Raw genomic sequence first — 19,216 nt, 5'->3', positions numbered from 1 at the left:
TCTCCTCACTCGTTGGCGGCGATCCAGTCCATGTAGTCGTGGAAGGCCTGCCCGGCTGGCCTCGGCCGCCAGTCCGTGTCCCGCTCGATGCGGGCAAGGTCGTATTCGCCCCACATGCCGGTCTTCAGCGCCGCGTTCATGACGATGTTCGCCGTCTCGGTAGGGACGACCTCGGCCTTCAGGCTGGGAACGCGCTCGGTGGCCCAGCCGATGAAGTCGCCGACCATCTGCGTGCCGCCGCTGCCGATGTTGTAGTGGCGGTAGCGCAGGCGTTTCGCGTCGAGTAGTGCCATGATCGCCTTGGCGACATCGCTCGACAGCACATAGTCGCCGAGGGGTTCGAGGCTGTTTGGCCGGATCGTCTCGCCGGCCAGCGCCATATGCGCGACGCGGTTGGGCAGATGGCGGACGTTGCGGCTGCCGGTGACGCGGTCCATCGGGCCGTAGACCGACGACAGCCGCACCGAGATGGCGGAAAGGCCGAACAGATCCGCGTAGCGGTTGGTGACCATTTCGGCCGCGAATTTCGAGATGCCGTAAAGCGTCAGCGGCGCCACATAGCCGTCCTCGGGCAGCGGCTCGCCGTTCCAGTCCGGCCCGTTGTGGCGATAGACCGAACCGGAGCTGACATAGACGAAGCGTTTGATGTCAGGTCGGCCGCGCGCCCATTCCAGCATGCGCACCGTGCCCATCAGATTGACGTCGACGATATCGGCCGGATTGTGGGCTTCCGGCTGCATTTGCGGGTCGCTCGGGCGCGAATTCGGGGTGACGGTCGCGCCATGCACGATGGCGGTGATGTCGTGCGCATCGAGCGCTGCCGCCCAGGCGGAGGTCTCCAATATGTCCGCTGTCAGCACGGTGAGGCGGTCGCGCACCGGGGCGAAGAATTTTTCCGCGATCGCATCTAGCTCCGAGCGATCCAGGATGACAGCGTGGGCTTGCGGGTCGCGGTCCAGCCATTCGCGCGCGACCACGCTCATGACAAAGCCGGTGCCACCGGTGACGAGCAGCGTCATGTGAACTCCTGTGAAAACGAGTGAGTTGTATCAGCGTGTCGCATAGCCGCCGTCCACGAGCATGTCCGAGCCGGTGACGAAGGATGCGTCCGACGACAGCAGGAACGCCGCCGCCGCCGCGATCTCGTCGGGCTCGGCGATCCGGCCAAGCAGATGCGTCGGTCCGAGGCCGGCATTGGCCGCCTCGAAGTCTGGAAATCTGCGCAGCAGGCGCGTGGTCGCCACCGCGCCCGGCGACAGGCTGTTGACACGGATTTTGTCGGGCGCGTGGTCGACGGCCATCGCCTTGGCGAGGTGGATGAGCCCTGCCTTGGCGGCGCAATAGGCGACGGCCCTGGTGGTTGCGACGCGTCCAAATTGTGAGCCGATGAACACCACCGAACCGCCGCCGCCTGCCGCGATCAATGGCACGGCGAACTTGCTCATCAGGAACGCGCCGGTCAGGCTGACATCAATCTCATGCCGCCAGGCGCTTTCGTCGAGATTGACGACTGTGGCGCTCGTCGACGGTGCGGCAGCGCTGTGCACCAGCCCATCCAGCCGGCCGAAGTTTTTTTCGGCGATGTCGACCGCGCTCCTGGCGGAGCCGGCGTCGGTCACGTCGCATTGGCAAGCGATTGCCGAGCTGCCGAGTTCGTCGGTAAGTGTCTGCGCCGCCCCGGAATCGTAGTCGGCGCAGACGATCCTGGCGCCCTCGGCGACGCAGCGCCGGGCAATGGCCGCGCCAATTCCGCTTGCGGCGCCCGCGATCAAGATGACGCGGCCTTTCAGGCGGTTCGTCGCTGGGTTGTCCGTCATCAAACCTGTTCCTCGACAGTTTGCGCGATCGGTGCTGAGGCCGGCCGGCGCACAAGATTGTAGCAGGCCGCGAGCGTAACCAGCACCGCCCCTCCGCCGAGCAAAAGGAACATGGCCGGCGGCCCGAGATGCGCCATCAGCCCGGCAGCGACGCCCGGCGTCGCCACATTGCCGATCGAATAGAGCAGGAGAAGTGTGCCGGAGGCGGCGACCATGTGCCGGACCGGCAGTTGCGAGGCGGCGAATGCCATCGCCACCGGATAGATCGTCAGCGCGGTCGCGCCATAGAGGAAGAACAAGACAAACAGCAGCGGCACGGAAAGAGTGCCGACCCAGGCGATCGAGGCGCAGGCCGCCACCGCCACGAGCCCTTGCACCAAGAGCATCACGCGTCGGTCAAACCGGTCCGACAGCCAGCCGACCGGCGTCTGCGCCAGCATGCCGGCGATGCTTATTGTGGTGACCAGCCAGACCGTGGTCGATGCCGACAAGCCGATCTGCGTCCCGTAGATCGGCGTCAGCACGAAGATGTTCATGTTGGTGATGCCGGCCTGGAAGATGGCGACGACCGTCACTGGCGCCAGCTTGAAAAGTGCCAGCGGCCCCAGCCGCGCGGCCTTTGTTCCGGTCGCCGGCGTCGGATCGGCCGGCACCGAAGGCAGCGCGGGCCAGCGCAGTCCGGCGACTTTGGGGACGAACGCCAGCAGCACCATGACCGCGGCGACGGAAAACAGATGCGACGACTTCGGACCCACCAGCGCGACCAGGATCTGTCCGAGCAGCACCGCTATCGCCGTCGTCAGCATGTAGATCGAGAACATCGCGCCGCGATTGTGCTGTTCGGCATAGAGATTGATCCAGCTTTCGCAGACGACGAACATCGAGGCCATCGACATGCCGCCGAGCAGCCGGAAGCAGAACCAGCTCGGCACGAAGTCGGTGAAGACGAAGCCCGCGGCCGCCAACAGCGCGGTTGCCAGGATCACGACGAACGTTCGCTCATGGCCGTAGCGGGCGACCAGCGGACGCGTCATCAGGCACCCGATCAGGAAGCCGACTGGATAGGCTGTCAGCACGATCTGGACCACGTCCGGGGCTATACCGGGTTTTCCAAGGTAGAACGACACGGCGGTGGTGAGCATGGCGCTGCCGATGCAGGCGAGACAGATGCTGGCCATGATCGGCAGCAAGGCGCGCGAGCGTTCCGCGTTCCGCCAGAAGCCCCTCAGATATTGAGCGATCGGCCCCATGATGCCGCCGTCAGCCGGCTACAAGACGCATCGGGAATCGGAAGCGGGGCCGATGACCGACGCAGGACTTTCATGCATTGCGACGGCTCCCCTTGGCAGTGCCGTTGATCAGCGGCTGCTGCTCTCCGCGACCGAAGCTACACCGAGCCAGGCGTGTCACAAACGAAGATTGACACGGCTATGGCGTCAATTTTTTTGGCCATCCAGATTGCGGAAAGCAGCGCCTCGCCGTCTGTCGGGCTTTACAGTCGTTTTGTCTGCTCCATACCATGGCCAAACTGCCGAAACCGAATTCCGCCATTGGGAGAACCTGCATGACGATCGAACGCCTCGAGAACGGCCAGCGCTTCTGCCGCGTGCTGCGCTACAACGGCACCGTCTACCTGGCCGGTCTGACCGCCGACGATCTTTCCGGCGACACCACGGCGCAAACGAAGCAAATCCTCGCCAAGATCGATGCCTGTCTGGCCAAGGCCGGCAGTGACAAGACCAAGCTTTTGAGCGCCCAGATCTGGCTGCGCGACATCGCCGATTTCGACATGATGAACACGGCGTGGGACGCGTGGATCGACAGGAGCGCGATGCCCGTTCGCGCGACCGTGGAGGCGCGCCTTGCCGGCGACCAGTATCGCGTCGAGATCATGGTGACGGCGGCTGTTGGCTAGGAGCCCGATCCGCGAAGGGGGCGGCAAAACCAATGCATGAGCTGGTGATCAGAGGCGGACGCGTTGCCCTCGACGACGGCTGGGCCGAATGCGACATCGGCATCGATGACGGCCGTATCGCAGCCATCGGCAGCGGGCTGACGGGCACGACGCTGCTCGACGCAGGCGGCCGTTGGGTCATGCCCGGCGGTATCGACGCCCATTGCCATCTTGACCAGCCGGTCTGGGGTGGCGCGGGCAATGCCGACGATTTCGAGTCCGGCACCATATCGGCCGCGTTCGGTGGCACGACCTGCATCGTTCCGTTCGGCATGCCCGGCCCCGATATGTCGACCGTCGGTGCGGTGGATCGTGCGCTCGATCGGGCCGCGGGCCGCGCGGTGATCGACTATGGACTGCACGCCGTGGTGACCATGGGCACGGGCGCCGACGTCAAGGCGCAGCTTTCCTCGCTGGCAACGCGCGGCATCGCCTCGGTCAAGCTGTTCATGACCTATCAGGGTTTCGCGGTCGACGACGATCTCTTCTTCGACATACTGGACGCAGCGCGCGGCCTTGGCTGGATCGTCATGGTTCATGCCGAGAACGACGCCGCCATCCGCCGTACGCGCCAGCGCCTGATCGATCTGGGCCGCACCGACATCCGCTACCATGTCGTCGCCCACAGCGAGACGATGGAGCGCGAGGCGACGCATCGCGCTCTGGCCTTCGCGGAAATGACCGGCGCGCGCATGACCATCGTCCATGTCTCCTCCTCGGCAATCGGCCGAGGAGATCGCACGGGCACGCCCCCGTGGCGTCGATGTGGTCGCCGAGACCTGTCCGCAATATCTGTTTCTCGGTGCGGCCGATCTCGACCGCCCGGCTGTGGACGCCGCGCGTTTCGTGTTTTCACCGCCGCCTCGTTCACCGCGCAGCCGAGAGCATCTGTGGCAGGCGCTGATCGATGGCGGCATCGATCTTTGGTCCTCCGATCACTCCCCCTATTTTTTCGCCGACAAGATCGGCAAGGCGGAAACGCCCGGCTTCAACACCACGCTGAGCGGCATCCCCGGCATCGAAACGCGGCTGCCGCTGCTGTTCTCGGAGGGGCTGCTGACCGGCCGGCTGACGCTTGGCCGCTATCTCGATCTCACCTCGCGCAATGCCGCATCGGTCTATGGGCTCGCGCACGCCAAGGGCAGGATCGCCGTTGGCCTCGACGCCGACCTGGCGCTGTGGGATCCCACGGCACGTTGGACGCTCGGCCATGCCGCCCTGCATTCGCGTGTCGACTTCACGCCCTATGAGGGCCGGAGCGTGACCGGCAAGCCGGCCACCGTCCTGGTGCGCGGCGTGCCGGTGATTGCCGACGGCGTGCTGCGGGTGCAGCCGGGTTTCGGACAGTTCCTGCCACGCACCGCCGCCGATCCGGCCCGATCGGGAAAACCTGTCGAGGAGACGACTCCATGGCTAGATGCCTGACCATCGCGGTCTGCCAGACCGGGCCTATCCAGCGTAGCGCCTCGCGCGCCGAGACGGTCGGACGTCTTGTCCATCTGCTGGAGAAGGCGGCTGCCGCCGGGGCTGAGGTTGCGGTGTTCCCCGAGATGGCGCTGACCACTTTTTTCCCGCGCTGGCGCATTGATGATACCGCCGAGATCGAGGCCTTCTTCGAACGCGCCATGCCGGGGCCGGAAACGCAGCGGCTCTACGACGCCGCCGCCCGCCTGAAGATCGGCTTCGCGCTCGGCTATTGCGAACTCGTGCGCGAAGAGGGCCGCACATACCGCTTCAACACCATGGACCTCGTCGGCCCGGATGGCGATTTCATCGGCCGCTACCGCAAGATGCATGTGCCGGGGTCGAGCGAACCGGAAGAGGGCACGACCACGCATCTGGAGCGGCGCTATTTCGAGCCGGGCAATCTCGGCTTTCCGGTCTTCGATTATCGCGGCGTACGCGTCGGCATGGCGATCTGCAACGACCGCCGCTGGCCGGAAACCTACCGGATGCTGTGCCTGAATGGGGCCGAAGTCGTGCTCATCGGCTACAACACGCCGCTGCTGCTCGACGAGGCGCCGGCGCTGGCGCATCTGCGCATGTTCCACAACCATCTGCCGATGCAGGCCGGCGCCTATCAGAACACGCTGTGGGTGGCGGCCGCCGCCAAGGCTGGGTTCGAGGACGGCCAGGCGCTGATCGGTGGCTCCTGCATCATCGCACCGACCGGCGAGATCGCCGCGCAGGCGCTTTCGCTCGGTGACGAGGTCATCGTCCATCGCGCCGATCTGGACTTGATCGCGACTTGCCGGAAGGTGAACTTCGACTTCGGCCTCTATCGTCGCCCGGACCAGTATCGCCTGATCGCCGAGCAGGTCTGATGTCGAGGTTCACATGGGCGGCGACCCAGCCAGTCGAATGCAAGGCATGACGGTGCATCCGGCCACTCCTTTGTCGCTGGGCGAGATCGTCGAGAACGGCCTGTGCATCGGCTGTGGGCTGTGCCCGTCGCTTGCCGGGCCCGGCGCGGTCGAGATGGTCATGACACCTGAAGGTCGCCTGCGCCCGCTTGCCCGGCAGGCACTCGACCGGCCGACCCTGACGCGCATCAATGCCGTCTGCCCGGGAACGCGGATCGCCGGTCCGGATCAGGCGCAGACAGGCAAAGCGGCTGTGCAGGACACCATCTGGGGACCCGCCGAACGGCTGGTCCTCGGCCATGCGGTGGACCCCACGGTGCGGTTTCAGGCGTCGAGCGGTGGCGTGCTGACGGCGCTTGGCCAGTTCCTGCTGAGCTCCGGTCGCGTCAAGTTCTCTTGCACGTCGCCGCATCGCGATCGGCGCCGATGCGCAGCCAGCAGCGCCTGAGCTTCGACGCGGCTTCGGTCCTCGAAGGTGCCGGGTCGCGCTATGGCCCGGTGGCGCCGCTGGCGGATTTCGGCGAGATCCTCGACCGCGGCGAGCCCTTTGCGCTGATCGCCAAGCCCTGTGACATCACCGCCATGCGCAACCTGGCGCGGCTTGATGCCCGTGTCGATGATTTGATGCGCTATGCCTTGGCCTTCGTCTGCGGCGGCGCCTCGGACCTGTCGAAATCGCAGCAGGTGCTGCAGCGCTTCGGCATCGATGAGGAAGAGCTTTCACTGTTCCGCTATCGTGGCCACGGCAATCCTGGGCTCAACCGGATCGAGACCAGCGACGGCCGCGCCTTCGAACTCACCTACCGGCAGCTGTGGGAAGACGAGGACAAGTGGATGATCCAGCCGCGCTGCAAGATCTGCCCCGACGCGATCGGCCAGGTGGCCGACATCGTCGCCTCGGATGCCTGGCTGAATGGCGGGCCGGCGATCGACGACGAAGCGCTCAACGGCATCATCGTGCGCACAAGGCGTGGGCTGGATCTGTTCGATGCCGCCGTTGCCGCCGGCGCACTGGCGACCAAGCGCGAGACCAGCTTTGCCGAGCTCGGCGAACTGCAGTCGCATCAGGTGCGCAAGCGCCGTGCCGTGTGGGCGCGGCTGAAGGGCATCGAGATGGCCGGCAAACCGGTCCCGGCGGTGATCGATCTGGCCTTGGAGGACTGTGCGCTGCAGAATTCGCTGGCCGATAATCTCGCCGAGGGTCGCGGCGCTCGCGACCGCGCCCGACGCGGACGCCTGGGGGAACCGCGTCCGGTGCCGCGTAGCGAAGCCGGTGCAGCCATGTTGAAGGATAAGTTTTTATGATTGCCGCCGAGGAAACCGACGTAATCATCATTGGCGGCGGCATTGCCGGCGCCGGCGCCGCCTTTGAGATCTCCCGTTCGGCCAAGGTGGTCCTGCTCGAGCGCGAAAGCCATTGCGGCTACCACACCACCGGTCGCTCGGCGGCGAGTTTCACCGAAAATTACGGCAACGGCGTCATCCGCCGGATCGTGCTGGCAAGCCGGGCGTTCATGATGGAACCGCCCACCGGCTTCTCGGACTACCCGCTGCTCAGCAAGCGCGGCATGATCACGGTGGCGCGCGCCGATCAGCTCGAGCTCTTGGCACAGGATCTGGAGGCTGCCCGGGCCTTGGTTCCCTCGATCGTCGCCATGACGCCCGCCGAGGCGATCGCCCGCGTGCCGGTGTTGCGCGCTGACTATCTCGCCGGCGCATACATCGAACCGCATTCGATGGATATCGACGTGAACGGGCTGCACCAGGGCTATCTGCGCGGTGCCCGTACGCGCGGCGCCCGCATCCTCACCAATGCCGGCGTCAAGGGTATCGGCCGGCAAGCCGGCCAATGGCGTGTCGAGACGCAGGCGGGAACGTTCCTTGCAACCACGCTCGTCAATGCCGCCGGCGCCTGGGGCGATGAGATCGCTATAATGGCCGGCGTGCGCCCGATCGGCCTGCAGCCCAAGCGCCGCACCGCCTTCAACATCCCAGCGCCCGCTGGGGTCGACATCAGCGACTGGCCGCTGGTCAACGATGTCGGTGCCGAATTCTATTTCAAGCCGGATGCGGGCCAATTGTTCGTCTCGCCGGCGGATGCGACGCCGTCGGCGCCGATGGATGCCTATGCCGAGGATATGGATGTCGCCATCGGCGCCGAGTGTCTCGAAAAGGCGACGACGATCGAGGTGCAGCGTGTGTCACGTTCATGGGCGGGCCTCAGGACCTTCGTCGCCGACGGATCGCCGGTCGTCGGGCCCGATGACGCGGTTCCGGATTTCGTCTGGCTGGTCGGGCAGGGCGGCTACGGCATCAAGACTTCGTCAGCGCTGTCGCGCGTCTGCGCCAGCCTGATCGCCGGCGGCGGTCTTCCCGACGATGTCGCCAGGCAAGGCGTTGAGCTGTCGGATCTCACCCCGCAACGGCTGCGGGATGATGGCTTCCAGAAGGCTTCCGCATCATGACGACCGCCAGCCTGACGGTAGGCGGCAGGCTTGCCGGTAGCGTGCTGGAAAGACTAGCGAAAGCCACCACCGACGCACCGGGCATAACCCGGGTGGCCTACGGTCCCGGCGAGCGTTTCGCCCACAATCTCGTCCGCAGGGAAGCGGAAAAGCTCGGCGCCACAGCGCGTGTCGATGTCGCCGGCAATCTCTATCTGACGCTCGCCGGCCACAACCCCGATCTGCCAGCAATCATCATCGGCTCGCATCTCGACAGCGTACCGCATGGCGGCAATTTCGACGGCGCCGCCGGTGTCGTGGCTGGGCTTGCGGTGATCGCCGAGTTTGTCGGTCAGGGGGCGCGCCCGTCACGCGATCTCATCTTGCTGGCGACGCGCGCCGAGGAGGCGGTGTGGTTTCCGCTGTCCTATCCCGGCAGCCAGGCCGCTCTCGGCCTGCTCGAACCGCAGGCGCTCGAAGCCAGGCGATCCGACAGCGGCCGGACCCTGGCCGAGCATATGCGCGAGGAGGGGTTCGATCCCGACGCGGTCGGGCGCGGCGTTGCCGGCATCGAAGCCAGCCGCATCGCGGCCTTCGTCGAAGTCCATATCGAGCAGGGCCCGCGCCTGGTAGCGGCCGGTGTGCCGGTCGGCATCGTCACCGGGATCGCCGGCGGCTTTCGCTATGTCGATGCGAGGTGCCTCGGCGCCTACGGCCATTCCGGCGCCGAGCCGCGCTTTGCCGTGCACGACAGCGTGCTGGGCTTCGCCGATCTGGTCGCCGGCCTCGAAGCGGAGTGGGACGCGATCGAGGGCGAGGGCCACGAGGCCACCATCACCTTTGGGCGGGTGGAATCCGATCCGAGCCAGCATGGCGGCAGCCGCGTGCTCGGCGAACTTCGCTTCACGCTCGATGTACGCAGCGCCGATGCCGCCGTGCTGGACCGGATCGAAACGCGGCTTCACGCGCTCTTCGCCGAAGTCGGCGCCAGGCGTGGCGTCACTTTCGCTGCCGGGCCACGCTTCACCTGGGAACCGGCAACCATGTCGCTGGCACTGATCGCCGGGCTCGACCGCGCCGCCCAGGACATGCAGATGCGCGTGCTCCATGTGCCGAGCGGGGCCGGGCACGACGCAGCCACCTTCGCTGCAGCGAATATCCCGAGCGCCATGCTCTTCGTGCGCAATGAGAACGGCAGCCACAATCCGCACGAAAGCATGGACATCGCCGATCTCGACCAGGCGATCCGTTTGCTTTTCCGTTTCGTCACAGACTTCGACCGGGGACATCCATGAACCCAGCCAAATCGGCTCTGCTCGCCATCGATCTGCAGAACGAATACCGCCCCGGCGCTGCCTGGCCGGTTGTCGGCTATGACGCGGTGCTCGCCAACGCCGCTCGCTTGATTGCCGCGGCACGCGCGGCAGGCATGCCCGTTATCCACGCCCAGGCCTGGGTCAAGCCTGAGGAACGCAAGGGCTATGCAAGGCAGGAGGAGATCCTGACCGAGGAATTCCGCTCGGCCGTGGCGGGCAGCACCGGCGCCGATATCTGCGCCGAGGTCGCGCCGCTGGCTGGCGATATCGTCATCCACAAGCACTGGCCAAGCGTCTTCCGCAGGACCGATCTTGCGCAACGTCTTGCCTCACTGAAGGTCGAAAACCTGATGGTCACCGGCGTGCTCACCGACAGCTGCGTCACCGAGAGCGTTTTCGACGCGGTCTATCAGGGGTTCTGGGTCTGGCTGGTCAAGGATGCCTGCGGCAGCATGACCGAGGCGATGCACCGCACAGGCATGCTCGACATGGCGAACCGCCTCTACGGCGGCGGCATCCTGCGCGTGCCCGAAGCGCTGAAGGCGCTGGCCGGACAGCCCTTCGACGGCTGGCGCTGCACAAGGCCGGTGGAGTTCACCTACACGCTGGAAACCGTCGACCGGCTCTACGAAGCGCTGTGATCACCACCGCAGCTGCACGCGCCCTTGATGATTTTGGGTGACGCGGACGGCTTGAGAACCGTGCCCGGCAGTGCGCCGGTCGCCCTGCCATCGCGCCAGACGGATATGCCGTTGACGAAAACATGCTCGATACCGGCGGCGGGCTGACGCGGCTCCGCGAAGGTAGCGGTGTCGATGATCGTCGCGGGATCGAAGATGACGAGATCGGCGAAATTGCCTTCGGCCAATACGCCGCGCTGGTCGATGCCGAACTCCCGCGCCGGCAGGCCTGTCATGCGATGCACGGCCTCTTCCAGGCTGAACAGCCCGACGTCGCGGGCATAGTGGCCCAGCACGCGCGGAAAAGTGCCCCACAGGCGCGGGTGTGGATGAATGTCATGCGGCAGGCCATCGGAGCCGATCATGGTGCGCGGATGTGCGATGATGTTCCGCACATCCGTCTCGTCGAGCTGGAAATAGACGGCACCCGCCGGCAGCAATCGCTGGCCTGCCTCGCGCTCGCTGCAATTCCACTCGCGCGCGATATCGCTCAGCTCCCGCCTTGCCATTTCCGGATGCGGGTCGGACCAGGTGATGAGGATCTTCAAGCCCGTATCGCAGCGCTCCAGCCGCAGCACGGTCGAACTCGCGGCATAGGGATAGACGTCCATGCCGATGTCCATCGTCTCGCGTGCGCGGTCGATACGCTGCAGCGAGGGCCGGCTCTTGCCGAAGTTCGCGCGGCCCGTGCATTGGTGGTGCGAGATGACCAGCTTGCCGCCGGCATGGTCGGCAATGTCAATGGCCTCCTCGATCGCCTCGTCCATCGTCTCGAAATAGTTGCGCGTATGGGTGACATAAGGCCCGCCAAGATGTGCCGCCGTTGCCGCGAGCGCCTTGACCTCCTCGGTCGATGAGTTGACCGCCGGCGGATAGTCGAGGCCGGTGCTGAGCCCGAACGCGCCTTCGGCCATCGCCTGCGCCACCGCTTCCTGCATCAGGACCGTCTCCGCATCATTGGCAGGGCGGTCGGTGACCGGCATGACGCGCTGGCGCAAGGTGGTGTGGCCGACGAGCGGCGCCGCGTTGGTGGCGATGCCACGCTGCCTGAGTTCGGCGACATAGTCGGCAAAGCGGTCGAAGCGGAAATTCTCCTGGCCGCCGACTAGCGTGAAGGGCGGCGGTGGCGTCCTGTCGAGCAGCAAGGGGGCGAGGCTGACGCCGCAATTGCCGGCGATCACCGTGGTCACGCCCTGACTGATCTTCGGGTCCATGCCGCGCGGTGCCGGGAGCGCGCCGTCGTCGTGCGTGTGCACGTCGATAAAGCCCGGCGCCACGATCTTGCCCGAGGCGTCGATTTCTTGCGCGCCGCACACATCATCCAGCCCGCCGATGGCGGCGATCCTGTCGCCGGCAACCGCAAGATCAGCCTCGAAACGCGCCGAACCGTCGCCTGAAATCAACGTCGCATGGCGGATGACGAGGTCGTAGTGCATTAGTCAAACCTCTTTGCGGCAAGTCCGGGCCGTCAGCCTTCCGGATTGGCGGCGATCTCCTCGCGGCGGCGGGCGACATAGGCGTCGAGCTCCTCGCGGACCGAGGCGTCCATGACCGGCTCCTCGTAGTCATGCAGCGCCTGCCGCCAAAGCTCGGTGGCACGTTCGAGCGCATCCTTGCCGCCCGCTTCCTGCCGGGCACCATGGTTCTGCCAGTTGGACAGCATCGGCTGGTAGAAAGCGGTGGTGTAGCGCGACATCGTGTGCTCGGCGCCGAAGAAATGGCCGCCGGCCGGCACCGACTTGATCGCCTCGAAACCGAGATCGTCCTCCTGGAACGGCAGCGGCCGCAGGAACTCCATCATGTTTTGCAGGATCTCGACATCGAGGACGAGCTTCTCATAGGAAGCGGTCAGGCCGCCCTCCAGCCAGCCCGCCGCATGGTAGATCAGATTGGCGCCGCCGAGCACCGCCCCCCAGGTCGCCATCTCTGTTTCGTAGGCGGCCTGCAGGTCGACCACGTTCGACGCATTGGCGTTGGAAGTGCGGTAGGGCAGATGATAGCGCCGCGCCAATTGCCCGGCGATAATGTTGGCCTTGGCGTTCTCCGGCGTGCCGAAGGCCGGCGCGCCCGATTTCATGTCGACGTTGGAGGTGAAGGCGCCGTACATCACCGGCGTGCCGGGGTTGACGAGTTGCGTCAGCACCACGCCGAACAGCGCTTCGGCATTCTGCTGGCAAAGTGCCGCCGCCAGCGTGACCGGCGTCATCGCACCCATCAGCGTGAAAGGGGTAACCGTCACCGGCTGGCCGTGCTCGGCCATCGCGATCAGGCCTTCTGCCATGGCGTCGTCGAACAGCCGCGGCGAGTTGATGGATATGATGGTCGTCACGCCAGGCGAGGCGCGCATTTCCTCGACGCTGATGCCGCGCGCGATCGCCATCATGTTGATGCCGTCCATCGCTCTGGCGCGGCCGATTGCCGTGCAATGGAAGCTGAGATCGCTGAGCGTCAGGTTGGCGTAGTAAGTGTCGAGATGGCGCGAATTGGCCGGCAGCTCCATCGGCGCCACCACCTGGTTGCCGATGATGTGGATGGCGTTGAAGTGGTGCGCCAGCCGGATGAAGTTCTGGTAGTCGGCAAGGTTGCCCTGGCGGCGGCCATTGATGCGGTCATGGACATTGGGCGGGCCGGCGACCAGCCCGAAGACCAGCGAGTTGCCGCCAAGATGCACCTGCTTGTCGGGATTGCGGCTGGTCAGTGTGAAGGAAGATGGAACCTTCCGCAGCGCCTCGGTCACCAGGCTTTCGTCGATCCGGATGGTCTTGCTCTCGCGGTCCACAATGGCGCCCGCAGCCGCAAACAGGTCCATCACCCGCTCGCTCATGACGCGGATGCCGAGTTCCGACAGGATGCGCATCGACGTGTCGTGCAGCCGCTCCATCCGCTCCTCGTCGAGGAGCTGCATGGGCGGATAGGGGTTCTCCACGTGCTGCCAGGGCAGTTGCGCGATGCCGCCGCCGCCGCGTCCGACCTTCGCCCTGCGGCCACCGCCGCGCCTGTCCTGTGTCATGAGATTGCTTTCCTCTCGGCTTCAGTAACCGCGTTCCGGACTGACGACATTCTCAAGCGGCGCGCCGCTGCGGTAACGCTTCAGATTGTCGGCGAACATGCGCACCGACTTGATGTCCCAGCCGTCGTAGACCGCCGCGCAATGCGGCGTGATGGCGACGTTGTCGTAGGCCCATAGACGATGGTCCGCCGGCAGCGGCTCGGTCGCAAAGACATCCAGCGCCGCGCCCTTGATCTGCTTGCCGTCAAGGGCCGCGAGCAGCGCCGCCTCGTCGACGACGCCGCCGCGCGAGATGTCGATGAGCACGGCGGAACGCTTCATCGCGGCGAAGGCGGCCGTGCCGAGCAGACCGCGCGTGCTGGGCAGCAGCGGGACGCAGCAGACGATGAAATCGGCGCGCCCAAGCAAGGGCAGCAGAGCATCCGGCCCATGCACCTCGTCGAGGCAAGGCATGGGTTTCGGCCGCGCGCGGATACCGAGCGTGCGCATGCCCATCGCCTGTGCGCGGCTGGCGACGGCTGTCCCCGTCTTGCCAAGGCCAATGATCAGAACCGTCTTGCCTTCGATCGGCTCGACGCGGCCGCCGCCCCAGAGGCGTGCCTGCTGGCGGCGTTCGAAACCGCGCAGGTCGAGCGAGAAGGACAGCATGGCGCCGAGCACGTATTCCGCCAGCATGCCGGCGGCAACGCCTGCCGCATTCGTCACCGTGAGCCGCTCCGGGTCCCAACGCCCGAGATGATCCGTGCCTGAGCCGCCGACAGAGACCCATTTCACGGTCGGGCTTTCGACAAGTGCCTGGCGCGGATATCGCGGCGTGCCGTCGAAGCGGACGGAGTAAACCACTTCCGCCGCCACGCGCCCGATCAGCTCGGGCAGGGCTGCATAGCTGTCGCAGCCATGGACGATCAGATCCGGATGGGTCTCCTTGAGCACGGCCAGCGCCGCGGCCGGCCGGTCGGTGTGCAGGATGACGGATGGATCAGCCGACATGATGCCGCGCTCAGCTCCGGCCAATGTGGTCGGCCGAAGGACCGAGCGCGGCGAGCAGCTTCTCGCCGCTTTCGAGCGTTGCATTCTCATGCGGCGCTCGCAGGTTCAGCCAACGCTTGTCGCCGGAACGCACCGCCAGCACGGCCTTCATCGCCGGGATGAGACCGGCATCCTGGATGATCTTGCGGAACGCCTTGATCGCCGCATCCGCCTCGGCAACGTCCTCTCCGGCCATCGTACGATCGTAGAGGGCCCGGATGGCCGCGGCATTGAGGTTGACGGTCGTCGAGATGCAGCCCGCCGCGCCGCTGGCAAGCCCCTTGGTCAGCTGCGCTTCCGAGCTCGGGAAGACCGCGACCTTGGGCGCTGCGGCGATCACTGCCGCCGTGTTGTTCCAGTCGCCGGCGCTGTCCTTGTAAGCCACTACGGTGTCGGGAAACGCCTCGTTCAGTCGGGCGGTCAAGGCCGGGCTCACCGGCACGCCGGAATTTTGCGGGATGTGATAGAGGATCATCTTCATTGCCGGGTTCGCCACCCGCTCGATCAGTTCGCCGTAGTAGCGGGCCTGGCCGTTGTCGCCGACAGCGGTGTAGAAGAACGACGGCAGCACCATCACTCCGGCGCAGCCGAGCCCGACCGCATGGGTCGACAGCTCGACGGTTTCGGGCAGCGCGGTGACGCCGGTTCCGGGCATCAGCCGGCTGGGCGAAATGCCGGCCTCGACCAGCCACTCCAGCGCCTGCATGCGCTCGCGCAGCGAGACTGACAGCGCCTCGCCCGTGGTGCCGAACGGCGACAGGAAATGCGCTCCCTGGTCCAGCACCCATTTGGCGTGGGATACCCAGAGGTCGTGTGCGATGCGGCCGTCGTCTTCGAACGGCGTCAGGATCGGTGCGATGGTTCCTTGCGGGCGGGTCATGTGTGTCCTTCCGTATCGATCAGCAAATCCGTGCAGTGCCTGGCCACCGCTGCTACCGTCCTGGCGAAGTATGCCGACGCGGTGACGTCGAACAGTACATCGAAACCCGCCTGCGAGCGGACCATAACGGCCTCGATATGGCCAACGCGCGTCTGCGCAATGTCCTCGGCGCTGAATTTATCGGTTCTGAGATCAAGCGCGCATAGCCGCTCCATCGCTCGCGGCGCCTGCGGACCCGAGAGGCGCATCCACGCCCAGCCCTCCTCGCGCCACGATGAATAGCCCTTTGGCGCGGTTGCGCCATGCCAAGTGTTTGCAAGCTCGGCGAGCGCGCTATCGGCCCCTTCTGCCAGCAACAGGATATCTTCGTTGCCGAGGCGCAGCACGCGTGTGCCGCGCCAGCTGCCGATGCGATTGACGGCAGGCAAGGGCACGCCTCGCGACGCGAGCCAGCCGGCGCTGCCACCGCCTTTGAGGCCGAAGCGAAGGCTGCCCGTGAGATCGGTCAGCATCAGCGCGCCGGAAGGCAGCGTCATGCCGTCCGCGGCGCCACCCGGCATGAACGGAAACACAGGGGATGCTGCCATTTACATCTCCTGCCGTGCATTCGCGGGATCGAAGAAGGCATGAGCGACCACTGGTACTTCGACCAGCTGGCCATTCCGGCACTTCACTGTCACCCGGCTGCCTTCCGTGGAGTCGTCGACATGGACGTAGGCGAGCGCGATGGCGCAGCCGAGCGTCGGCGAGAAGCCGACCGAGGTGATCTGTCCGACGGGAGCAGTGCCGCGCAGCACCAGGCAGCTTTCACCGGGTACGTTCTTGGCATCGGCAGGAAATCGCAGGCCGGCGAGCTTGCGCGACTGGCCCAGCCTTGCGCGCATTTCGATCGACCGTTTGCCGACGAAGAACGGCTTCTTCTTCGAGACCGCCCAGCCGAAACCCAGTTCGTCCGGCGTGGTGATCGCATCGGTGTCCTGGCTGATCAGGATGTGGCCTTTCTCCAGGCGAAGGATGCGCGATGCCTCCAGGCCATAGGGCTTGAGCCCACGCGGCTTGCCGGCGGCGATCACCGCGTCCCACAGGGCGGGCGCGAGGCTCGACGGACAGTGCAGTTCGTAGCTCAGCTCGCCGGTGAAGCCAATCCGCATCACCCGCACCGGCACGCCGTCGACAACGCCTTCGCGGCCGCTGAGATAGGGGAAGGCCTCACGGCCGAAATCGATGTCGCTTTCCAGCGCCTGAAGCACGGACCTGGCCTTGGGCCCGGTGACATTCAAGCCGGAGAACGCGCCGGTGAGATTGAGGACATCGACCCGCAAGCGCCATTGCGCGTTCCAGAACAGCATGTCGGCATAGACGCGCGCGACCGCACCGGTGGTGGCGGTCACATAGAACCGGTCTTCCGCCATGCGGTAGGCGACGCCGTCATCGACCACCGAGCCCATCTCGTTGAGCATCAGGCAATAGCGGACGCGCCCGACCGGCTGGTTGGCATGCGCCATGGTGTAGAGGCGATCGAGGAACGCGCCGGCATCCGGCCCGCGTAGCTCCAGCTTGCCGAGCGTCGACACGTCGAGCAGCCCGACGCCTTCGCGCACCGCCATGATCTCGTCGCGGATCGCGTTTTCCGCCTCACTGGCATCGCCATAGAAATACGGCCGCCTCCAGGCGCCGACCGGCTTCATCACGGCGTTGAGCGCGAGGTGCCTTGCATGCAGCGCCGTGCGTCGCTCAAGCGGCTCCTGATGGCCGGCAAGCACACCCAGCGTCTCCGGCCCGACCGGTGGCCGCGCGGTGGTTACGCCGACCTCGCCAACCGTCCGGTTGGTCGCCTCGGCGACGATCCTTGCCGTCGCCAGGGCCGAATGGCGGCCCTGGCTCGGACCCATGCCGACGGTGGTGAAGCGCTTGACGAGCTCGATCTCGCGATAACCCTCCTTGACCGCGTTCTGCAGATCCTTGACCTGCAGGTCCTCGTCGAAATCGACGAAATCGCGCCCCTTTGGATTGGCGACGATCGGCTGCACATGGGCCGGGCTGGTGGCCGTCGGCCTGGTGAGGGTTCTGTCCTCTACGACCGTCTTGCAGAGCCGCGAAAGCGCGGCGGCCGCCACGCGGCGACCGCCGGCGATCGCGCCCCGCAGATCGTTGTCTCCGGCAACGGAACCGGCGAAGTGGACCGGCGCTTTCGGGAGAGTGAGCGTCATCGATCCGGTAGCGGCGTCATAGCCGACCTTCGCTCCAGCCCGGCAAGGCAACTGCCATGCCGGCACTTGGCCGGCCGAGACGGCGAGCAGATCGCACTCGATCCAGCGCCCGCCGACACGAACGCGGGCAAGGTGGCGATTTCCCGCCGTCCCCTCGGCGGCTTCGATCGTCGCGGCCTTCTGGATGGCCACGCCCTTGCCGTGCAACTCGGCTTCGAAGGCGCCGGCCTCGCCGCCGGATCTCGGATCGGCGACCAGCATGACCGACACACCGGCCTCGACCAGATCGAGCGCCACGCAATAGCCTTCGTCGCTTGTTGCCAGCACCACTGCCTTTTGTCCGGGGCGCACGCCGTAATGGCGGATCAGCCGCTGCGCGGCACCGCCCAGCATGATCCCCGGCAGGTCGTTGTTGCGGAAGATGGCGGGCTGCTCGATGGAGCCTGTGGCCAGGATTACCGCGCGCGCCCGTGTGCGAAAGAGACGGTCGCCCTGGATCAAGGGCAGCCAATTGTCTTCGTACCAGCCGTTGCAGACCGTCCCGGTCAGCGGGCGCAGGTTTGGCAGCGCCCGAAGCCTCGAGGACAGGTCCGCAAGCATGGCCGGATCATGCCGGCCATAGGTCAGCGATCCGCCGATCTCCGGGCTCTCGTCGCAGAGCACCACATCAGCGCCACCTTTGGCGGCAGTGATCGCGGCGCTCAGCCCGGCCGGACCGGCACCGACCACGAGGATGTCGCAATGCAGGTGCGTCTTGTCGAAATGCCGGTACGGGGCCGTGGTGTCGACCACGCCCAGCCCGGCCTTGCGGCGGATCATTGGCTCCCAGAATTTCAGCCAGCTGTCGCGGCGTGGTCCCATGAAGGTGCGGTAGTAGAAACCGACCGGCAGAAAGCGCCCGAGCCTGTCGATGATCGCATCGCGGTCGCGTTCGAGCGAACCGTTGACGTTCTGGGCGCTGACCCGCAACCCCGCGCTGATCGGCGTGCGGTCGGCGGCGACGTTCGGCTCGAACGGCAGTTGCACCAGCGTATTGGCGTCCGCGCCGGTCATTGAGAGGATGCCGCGCGGCCGATGATACTTGAAGGAACGCGACAGCACCCATTGTCCGGAGGCAGCGAGCGCGCTGGCGATGCTGTCGCCGGCATAGCCTTCAAAATTCTTGCCCTCGAAAGTGAAGCTGATGGGACGGCTTCGGTCGATCCGGCTTCCCCAGGGCTCAGCTAGCCGGTTCATGGTTGAGCCCGACGTTCGGAAGCGTCGAAGGTGCGGATGATCTCGTTGGTGACGAGGTCGCGCTCGGCCAGGAAGAAATAGTTGCTTGGCACGTGCCGCCACCACTCGACCACGATACCCCTGCGGTTCTCGGCGCGGAACAGGTGTCGCGACCAGTCCGCGTCGGCGGTCCGATCCGGGTCCGGCTCCGCGCGGACGGGTCCGAAGGATTGGAACTCGTCTATGTTGCGCGGGCCGTTCATCGGGCAGGTCAGGATCTTCATGGTCGGTGGCGTTT

At 66.1% G+C, this 19,216-nt stretch carries 18 protein-coding genes and 1 pseudogene; 9 read left to right on the top strand and 10 right to left on the bottom strand.

Annotation, left to right across the window (positions count from 1 at the left end; translation table 11 throughout):
* Window positions 1-5: 5 nt before the first annotated feature.
* From AC56QQ_RS26605 to AC56QQ_RS26595, 3 genes are read right to left on the bottom strand one after another with little or no spacing between them, the layout of a single operon-like run.
* On the bottom strand, window positions 6-1,019 hold the full coding sequence (locus tag AC56QQ_RS26605; RefSeq protein WP_497123985.1) for an NAD-dependent epimerase/dehydratase family protein: 1,014 nt from the start codon (window positions 1,017-1,019) through the stop codon (window positions 6-8).
* A 30-nt stretch (window positions 1,020-1,049) separates the two neighbouring features.
* The gene (locus AC56QQ_RS26600) at window positions 1,050-1,817 is read right to left on the bottom strand and encodes an SDR family NAD(P)-dependent oxidoreductase (RefSeq protein ID WP_497123984.1); all 768 of its coding nucleotides are present in this window, start codon (window positions 1,815-1,817) and stop codon (window positions 1,050-1,052) included.
* Complete coding sequence (locus tag AC56QQ_RS26595) at window positions 1,817-3,067, bottom strand: MFS transporter (protein WP_497123983.1); 1,251 nt, start codon at window positions 3,065-3,067, stop codon at window positions 1,817-1,819. Before AC56QQ_RS26595 ends, AC56QQ_RS26600 begins: the two co-directional genes overlap by 1 nt.
* A gap of 314 nt (window positions 3,068-3,381) precedes the next feature.
* Here AC56QQ_RS26595 and AC56QQ_RS26590 point away from each other — a divergent pair, with 314 nt between their 5' ends.
* The 9 genes and pseudogenes from AC56QQ_RS26590 (at window position 3,382) to AC56QQ_RS26550 (ending at window position 10,535) form a co-directional block, all read left to right on the top strand.
* Window positions 3,382-3,732 (top strand): RidA family protein, encoded by a 351-nt coding sequence (locus AC56QQ_RS26590; protein WP_489860055.1) that lies wholly within the window; start codon window positions 3,382-3,384, stop codon window positions 3,730-3,732.
* A gap of 32 nt (window positions 3,733-3,764) precedes the next feature.
* A pseudogene (locus tag AC56QQ_RS26585) lies at window positions 3,765-4,298 on the top strand (dihydropyrimidinase); the annotation flags it as partial.
* A gap of 178 nt (window positions 4,299-4,476) precedes the next feature.
* Complete coding sequence (locus tag AC56QQ_RS26580; RefSeq protein ID WP_497123982.1) at window positions 4,477-5,196, top strand: amidohydrolase family protein; 720 nt, start codon at window positions 4,477-4,479, stop codon at window positions 5,194-5,196.
* Entirely contained in the window at window positions 5,181-6,095 is a 915-nt protein-coding gene (locus AC56QQ_RS26575; protein WP_497123981.1) for a nitrilase-related carbon-nitrogen hydrolase, read from the top strand. The genes AC56QQ_RS26580 and AC56QQ_RS26575 overlap by 16 nt, the downstream gene beginning before the upstream one ends.
* Before the next feature lie 46 nt (window positions 6,096-6,141).
* Window positions 6,142-6,582 carry a coenzyme F420 hydrogenase/dehydrogenase beta subunit N-terminal domain-containing protein gene (locus AC56QQ_RS26570; RefSeq protein ID WP_497123980.1) on the top strand — a complete coding sequence of 147 codons (441 nt, stop codon included), beginning with the start codon at window positions 6,142-6,144 and terminating at the stop codon, window positions 6,580-6,582.
* Window positions 6,561-7,439: a Coenzyme F420 hydrogenase/dehydrogenase, beta subunit C-terminal domain gene (locus AC56QQ_RS26565; RefSeq protein ID WP_497123979.1), complete on the top strand. Its 879-nt coding sequence runs from the start codon at window positions 6,561-6,563 to the stop codon at window positions 7,437-7,439. Before AC56QQ_RS26570 ends, AC56QQ_RS26565 begins: the two co-directional genes overlap by 22 nt.
* Entirely contained in the window at window positions 7,436-8,599 is a 1,164-nt protein-coding gene (locus AC56QQ_RS26560; RefSeq protein WP_497123978.1) for an NAD(P)/FAD-dependent oxidoreductase, read from the top strand. Before AC56QQ_RS26565 ends, AC56QQ_RS26560 begins: the two co-directional genes overlap by 4 nt.
* Window positions 8,596-9,873, top strand: a complete 1,278-nt coding sequence (locus AC56QQ_RS26555; RefSeq protein WP_497123977.1) for a hydantoinase/carbamoylase family amidase — start codon at window positions 8,596-8,598, stop codon at window positions 9,871-9,873. Before AC56QQ_RS26560 ends, AC56QQ_RS26555 begins: the two co-directional genes overlap by 4 nt.
* Complete coding sequence (locus AC56QQ_RS26550) at window positions 9,870-10,535, top strand: cysteine hydrolase family protein (protein WP_497123976.1); 666 nt, start codon at window positions 9,870-9,872, stop codon at window positions 10,533-10,535. The genes AC56QQ_RS26555 and AC56QQ_RS26550 overlap by 4 nt, the downstream gene beginning before the upstream one ends.
* On the opposite strand, the gene AC56QQ_RS26545 is transcribed toward AC56QQ_RS26550, so the two are convergent.
* Genes AC56QQ_RS26545 through AC56QQ_RS26515 form a run of 7 tightly spaced genes read right to left on the bottom strand, consistent with a single transcriptional unit; the run spans window position 10,520 to window position 19,202 of the window.
* Window positions 10,520-12,010 (bottom strand): N-acyl-D-amino-acid deacylase family protein, encoded by a 1,491-nt coding sequence (locus tag AC56QQ_RS26545; protein WP_497123975.1) that lies wholly within the window; start codon window positions 12,008-12,010, stop codon window positions 10,520-10,522. The two genes, AC56QQ_RS26550 and AC56QQ_RS26545, sit on opposite strands and share 16 nt — an antisense overlap.
* A gap of 32 nt (window positions 12,011-12,042) precedes the next feature.
* Window positions 12,043-13,584: a trimethylamine methyltransferase family protein gene (locus AC56QQ_RS26540; protein ID WP_497123974.1), complete on the bottom strand. Its 1,542-nt coding sequence runs from the start codon at window positions 13,582-13,584 to the stop codon at window positions 12,043-12,045.
* Between the two features lie 21 nt (window positions 13,585-13,605).
* Window positions 13,606-14,574, bottom strand: coding sequence for a D-2-hydroxyacid dehydrogenase (locus tag AC56QQ_RS26535; protein ID WP_497123973.1), 969 nt, complete (start codon window positions 14,572-14,574; stop codon window positions 13,606-13,608).
* Window positions 14,575-14,584: 10 nt separating this feature from the next.
* Window positions 14,585-15,493, bottom strand: coding sequence for a dihydrodipicolinate synthase family protein (locus AC56QQ_RS26530; protein WP_497123972.1), 909 nt, complete (start codon window positions 15,491-15,493; stop codon window positions 14,585-14,587).
* A complete protein-coding gene (locus tag AC56QQ_RS26525) occupies window positions 15,490-16,029 on the bottom strand; it encodes a hypothetical protein (RefSeq protein ID WP_497123971.1) in 540 nt (179 codons plus the stop codon). Before AC56QQ_RS26525 ends, AC56QQ_RS26530 begins: the two co-directional genes overlap by 4 nt.
* 51 nt (window positions 16,030-16,080) lie before the next feature.
* Window positions 16,081-18,939 carry a 2Fe-2S iron-sulfur cluster-binding protein gene (locus tag AC56QQ_RS26520; protein ID WP_497123970.1) on the bottom strand — a complete coding sequence of 953 codons (2,859 nt, stop codon included), beginning with the start codon at window positions 18,937-18,939 and terminating at the stop codon, window positions 16,081-16,083.
* Entirely contained in the window at window positions 18,936-19,202 is a 267-nt protein-coding gene (locus AC56QQ_RS26515; RefSeq protein ID WP_489860067.1) for a sarcosine oxidase subunit delta, read from the bottom strand. Before AC56QQ_RS26515 ends, AC56QQ_RS26520 begins: the two co-directional genes overlap by 4 nt.
* Window positions 19,203-19,216 lie beyond the last annotated feature (14 nt).

The sequence above is a fragment of the Mesorhizobium sp. RCAM 05099 genome (assembly GCF_059683685.1).
The sequence above is the reverse complement of the archived record's forward strand: the minus strand, read 5'-3'. Positions and strand labels throughout refer to the sequence as shown.

What these genes read in the sequence shown, in the direction of transcription:
- AC56QQ_RS26595 (WP_497123983.1), bottom strand. Translation starts at nt 3,067, where the DNA reads ATGGGGCCGATCGCTCAATATCTGAGGGGCTTCTGGCGGAACGCGGAA.
- AC56QQ_RS26525 (WP_497123971.1), bottom strand. Translation starts at nt 16,029, where the DNA reads ATGACGCTGCCTTCCGGCGCGCTGATGCTGACCGATCTCACGGGCAGC.
- AC56QQ_RS26565 (WP_497123979.1), top strand. Translation starts at nt 6,561, where the DNA reads ATGCGCAGCCAGCAGCGCCTGAGCTTCGACGCGGCTTCGGTCCTCGAA.
- AC56QQ_RS26560 (WP_497123978.1), top strand. Translation starts at nt 7,436, where the DNA reads ATGATTGCCGCCGAGGAAACCGACGTAATCATCATTGGCGGCGGCATT.
- AC56QQ_RS26515 (WP_489860067.1), bottom strand. Translation starts at nt 19,202, where the DNA reads ATGAAGATCCTGACCTGCCCGATGAACGGCCCGCGCAACATAGACGAG.
- AC56QQ_RS26605 (WP_497123985.1), bottom strand. Translation starts at nt 1,019, where the DNA reads ATGACGCTGCTCGTCACCGGTGGCACCGGCTTTGTCATGAGCGTGGTC.
- AC56QQ_RS26520 (WP_497123970.1), bottom strand. Translation starts at nt 18,939, where the DNA reads ATGAACCGGCTAGCTGAGCCCTGGGGAAGCCGGATCGACCGAAGCCGT.
- AC56QQ_RS26545 (WP_497123975.1), bottom strand. Translation starts at nt 12,010, where the DNA reads ATGCACTACGACCTCGTCATCCGCCATGCGACGTTGATTTCAGGCGAC.
- AC56QQ_RS26540 (WP_497123974.1), bottom strand. Translation starts at nt 13,584, where the DNA reads ATGACACAGGACAGGCGCGGCGGTGGCCGCAGGGCGAAGGTCGGACGC.
- AC56QQ_RS26580 (WP_497123982.1), top strand. Translation starts at nt 4,477, where the DNA reads ATGTCTCCTCCTCGGCAATCGGCCGAGGAGATCGCACGGGCACGCCCC.
- AC56QQ_RS26590 (WP_489860055.1), top strand. Translation starts at nt 3,382, where the DNA reads ATGACGATCGAACGCCTCGAGAACGGCCAGCGCTTCTGCCGCGTGCTG.
- AC56QQ_RS26555 (WP_497123977.1), top strand. Translation starts at nt 8,596, where the DNA reads ATGACGACCGCCAGCCTGACGGTAGGCGGCAGGCTTGCCGGTAGCGTG.
- AC56QQ_RS26550 (WP_497123976.1), top strand. Translation starts at nt 9,870, where the DNA reads ATGAACCCAGCCAAATCGGCTCTGCTCGCCATCGATCTGCAGAACGAA.
- AC56QQ_RS26570 (WP_497123980.1), top strand. Translation starts at nt 6,142, where the DNA reads ATGACGGTGCATCCGGCCACTCCTTTGTCGCTGGGCGAGATCGTCGAG.
- AC56QQ_RS26600 (WP_497123984.1), bottom strand. Translation starts at nt 1,817, where the DNA reads ATGACGGACAACCCAGCGACGAACCGCCTGAAAGGCCGCGTCATCTTG.
- AC56QQ_RS26575 (WP_497123981.1), top strand. Translation starts at nt 5,181, where the DNA reads ATGGCTAGATGCCTGACCATCGCGGTCTGCCAGACCGGGCCTATCCAG.
- AC56QQ_RS26535 (WP_497123973.1), bottom strand. Translation starts at nt 14,574, where the DNA reads ATGTCGGCTGATCCATCCGTCATCCTGCACACCGACCGGCCGGCCGCG.
- AC56QQ_RS26530 (WP_497123972.1), bottom strand. Translation starts at nt 15,493, where the DNA reads ATGACCCGCCCGCAAGGAACCATCGCACCGATCCTGACGCCGTTCGAA.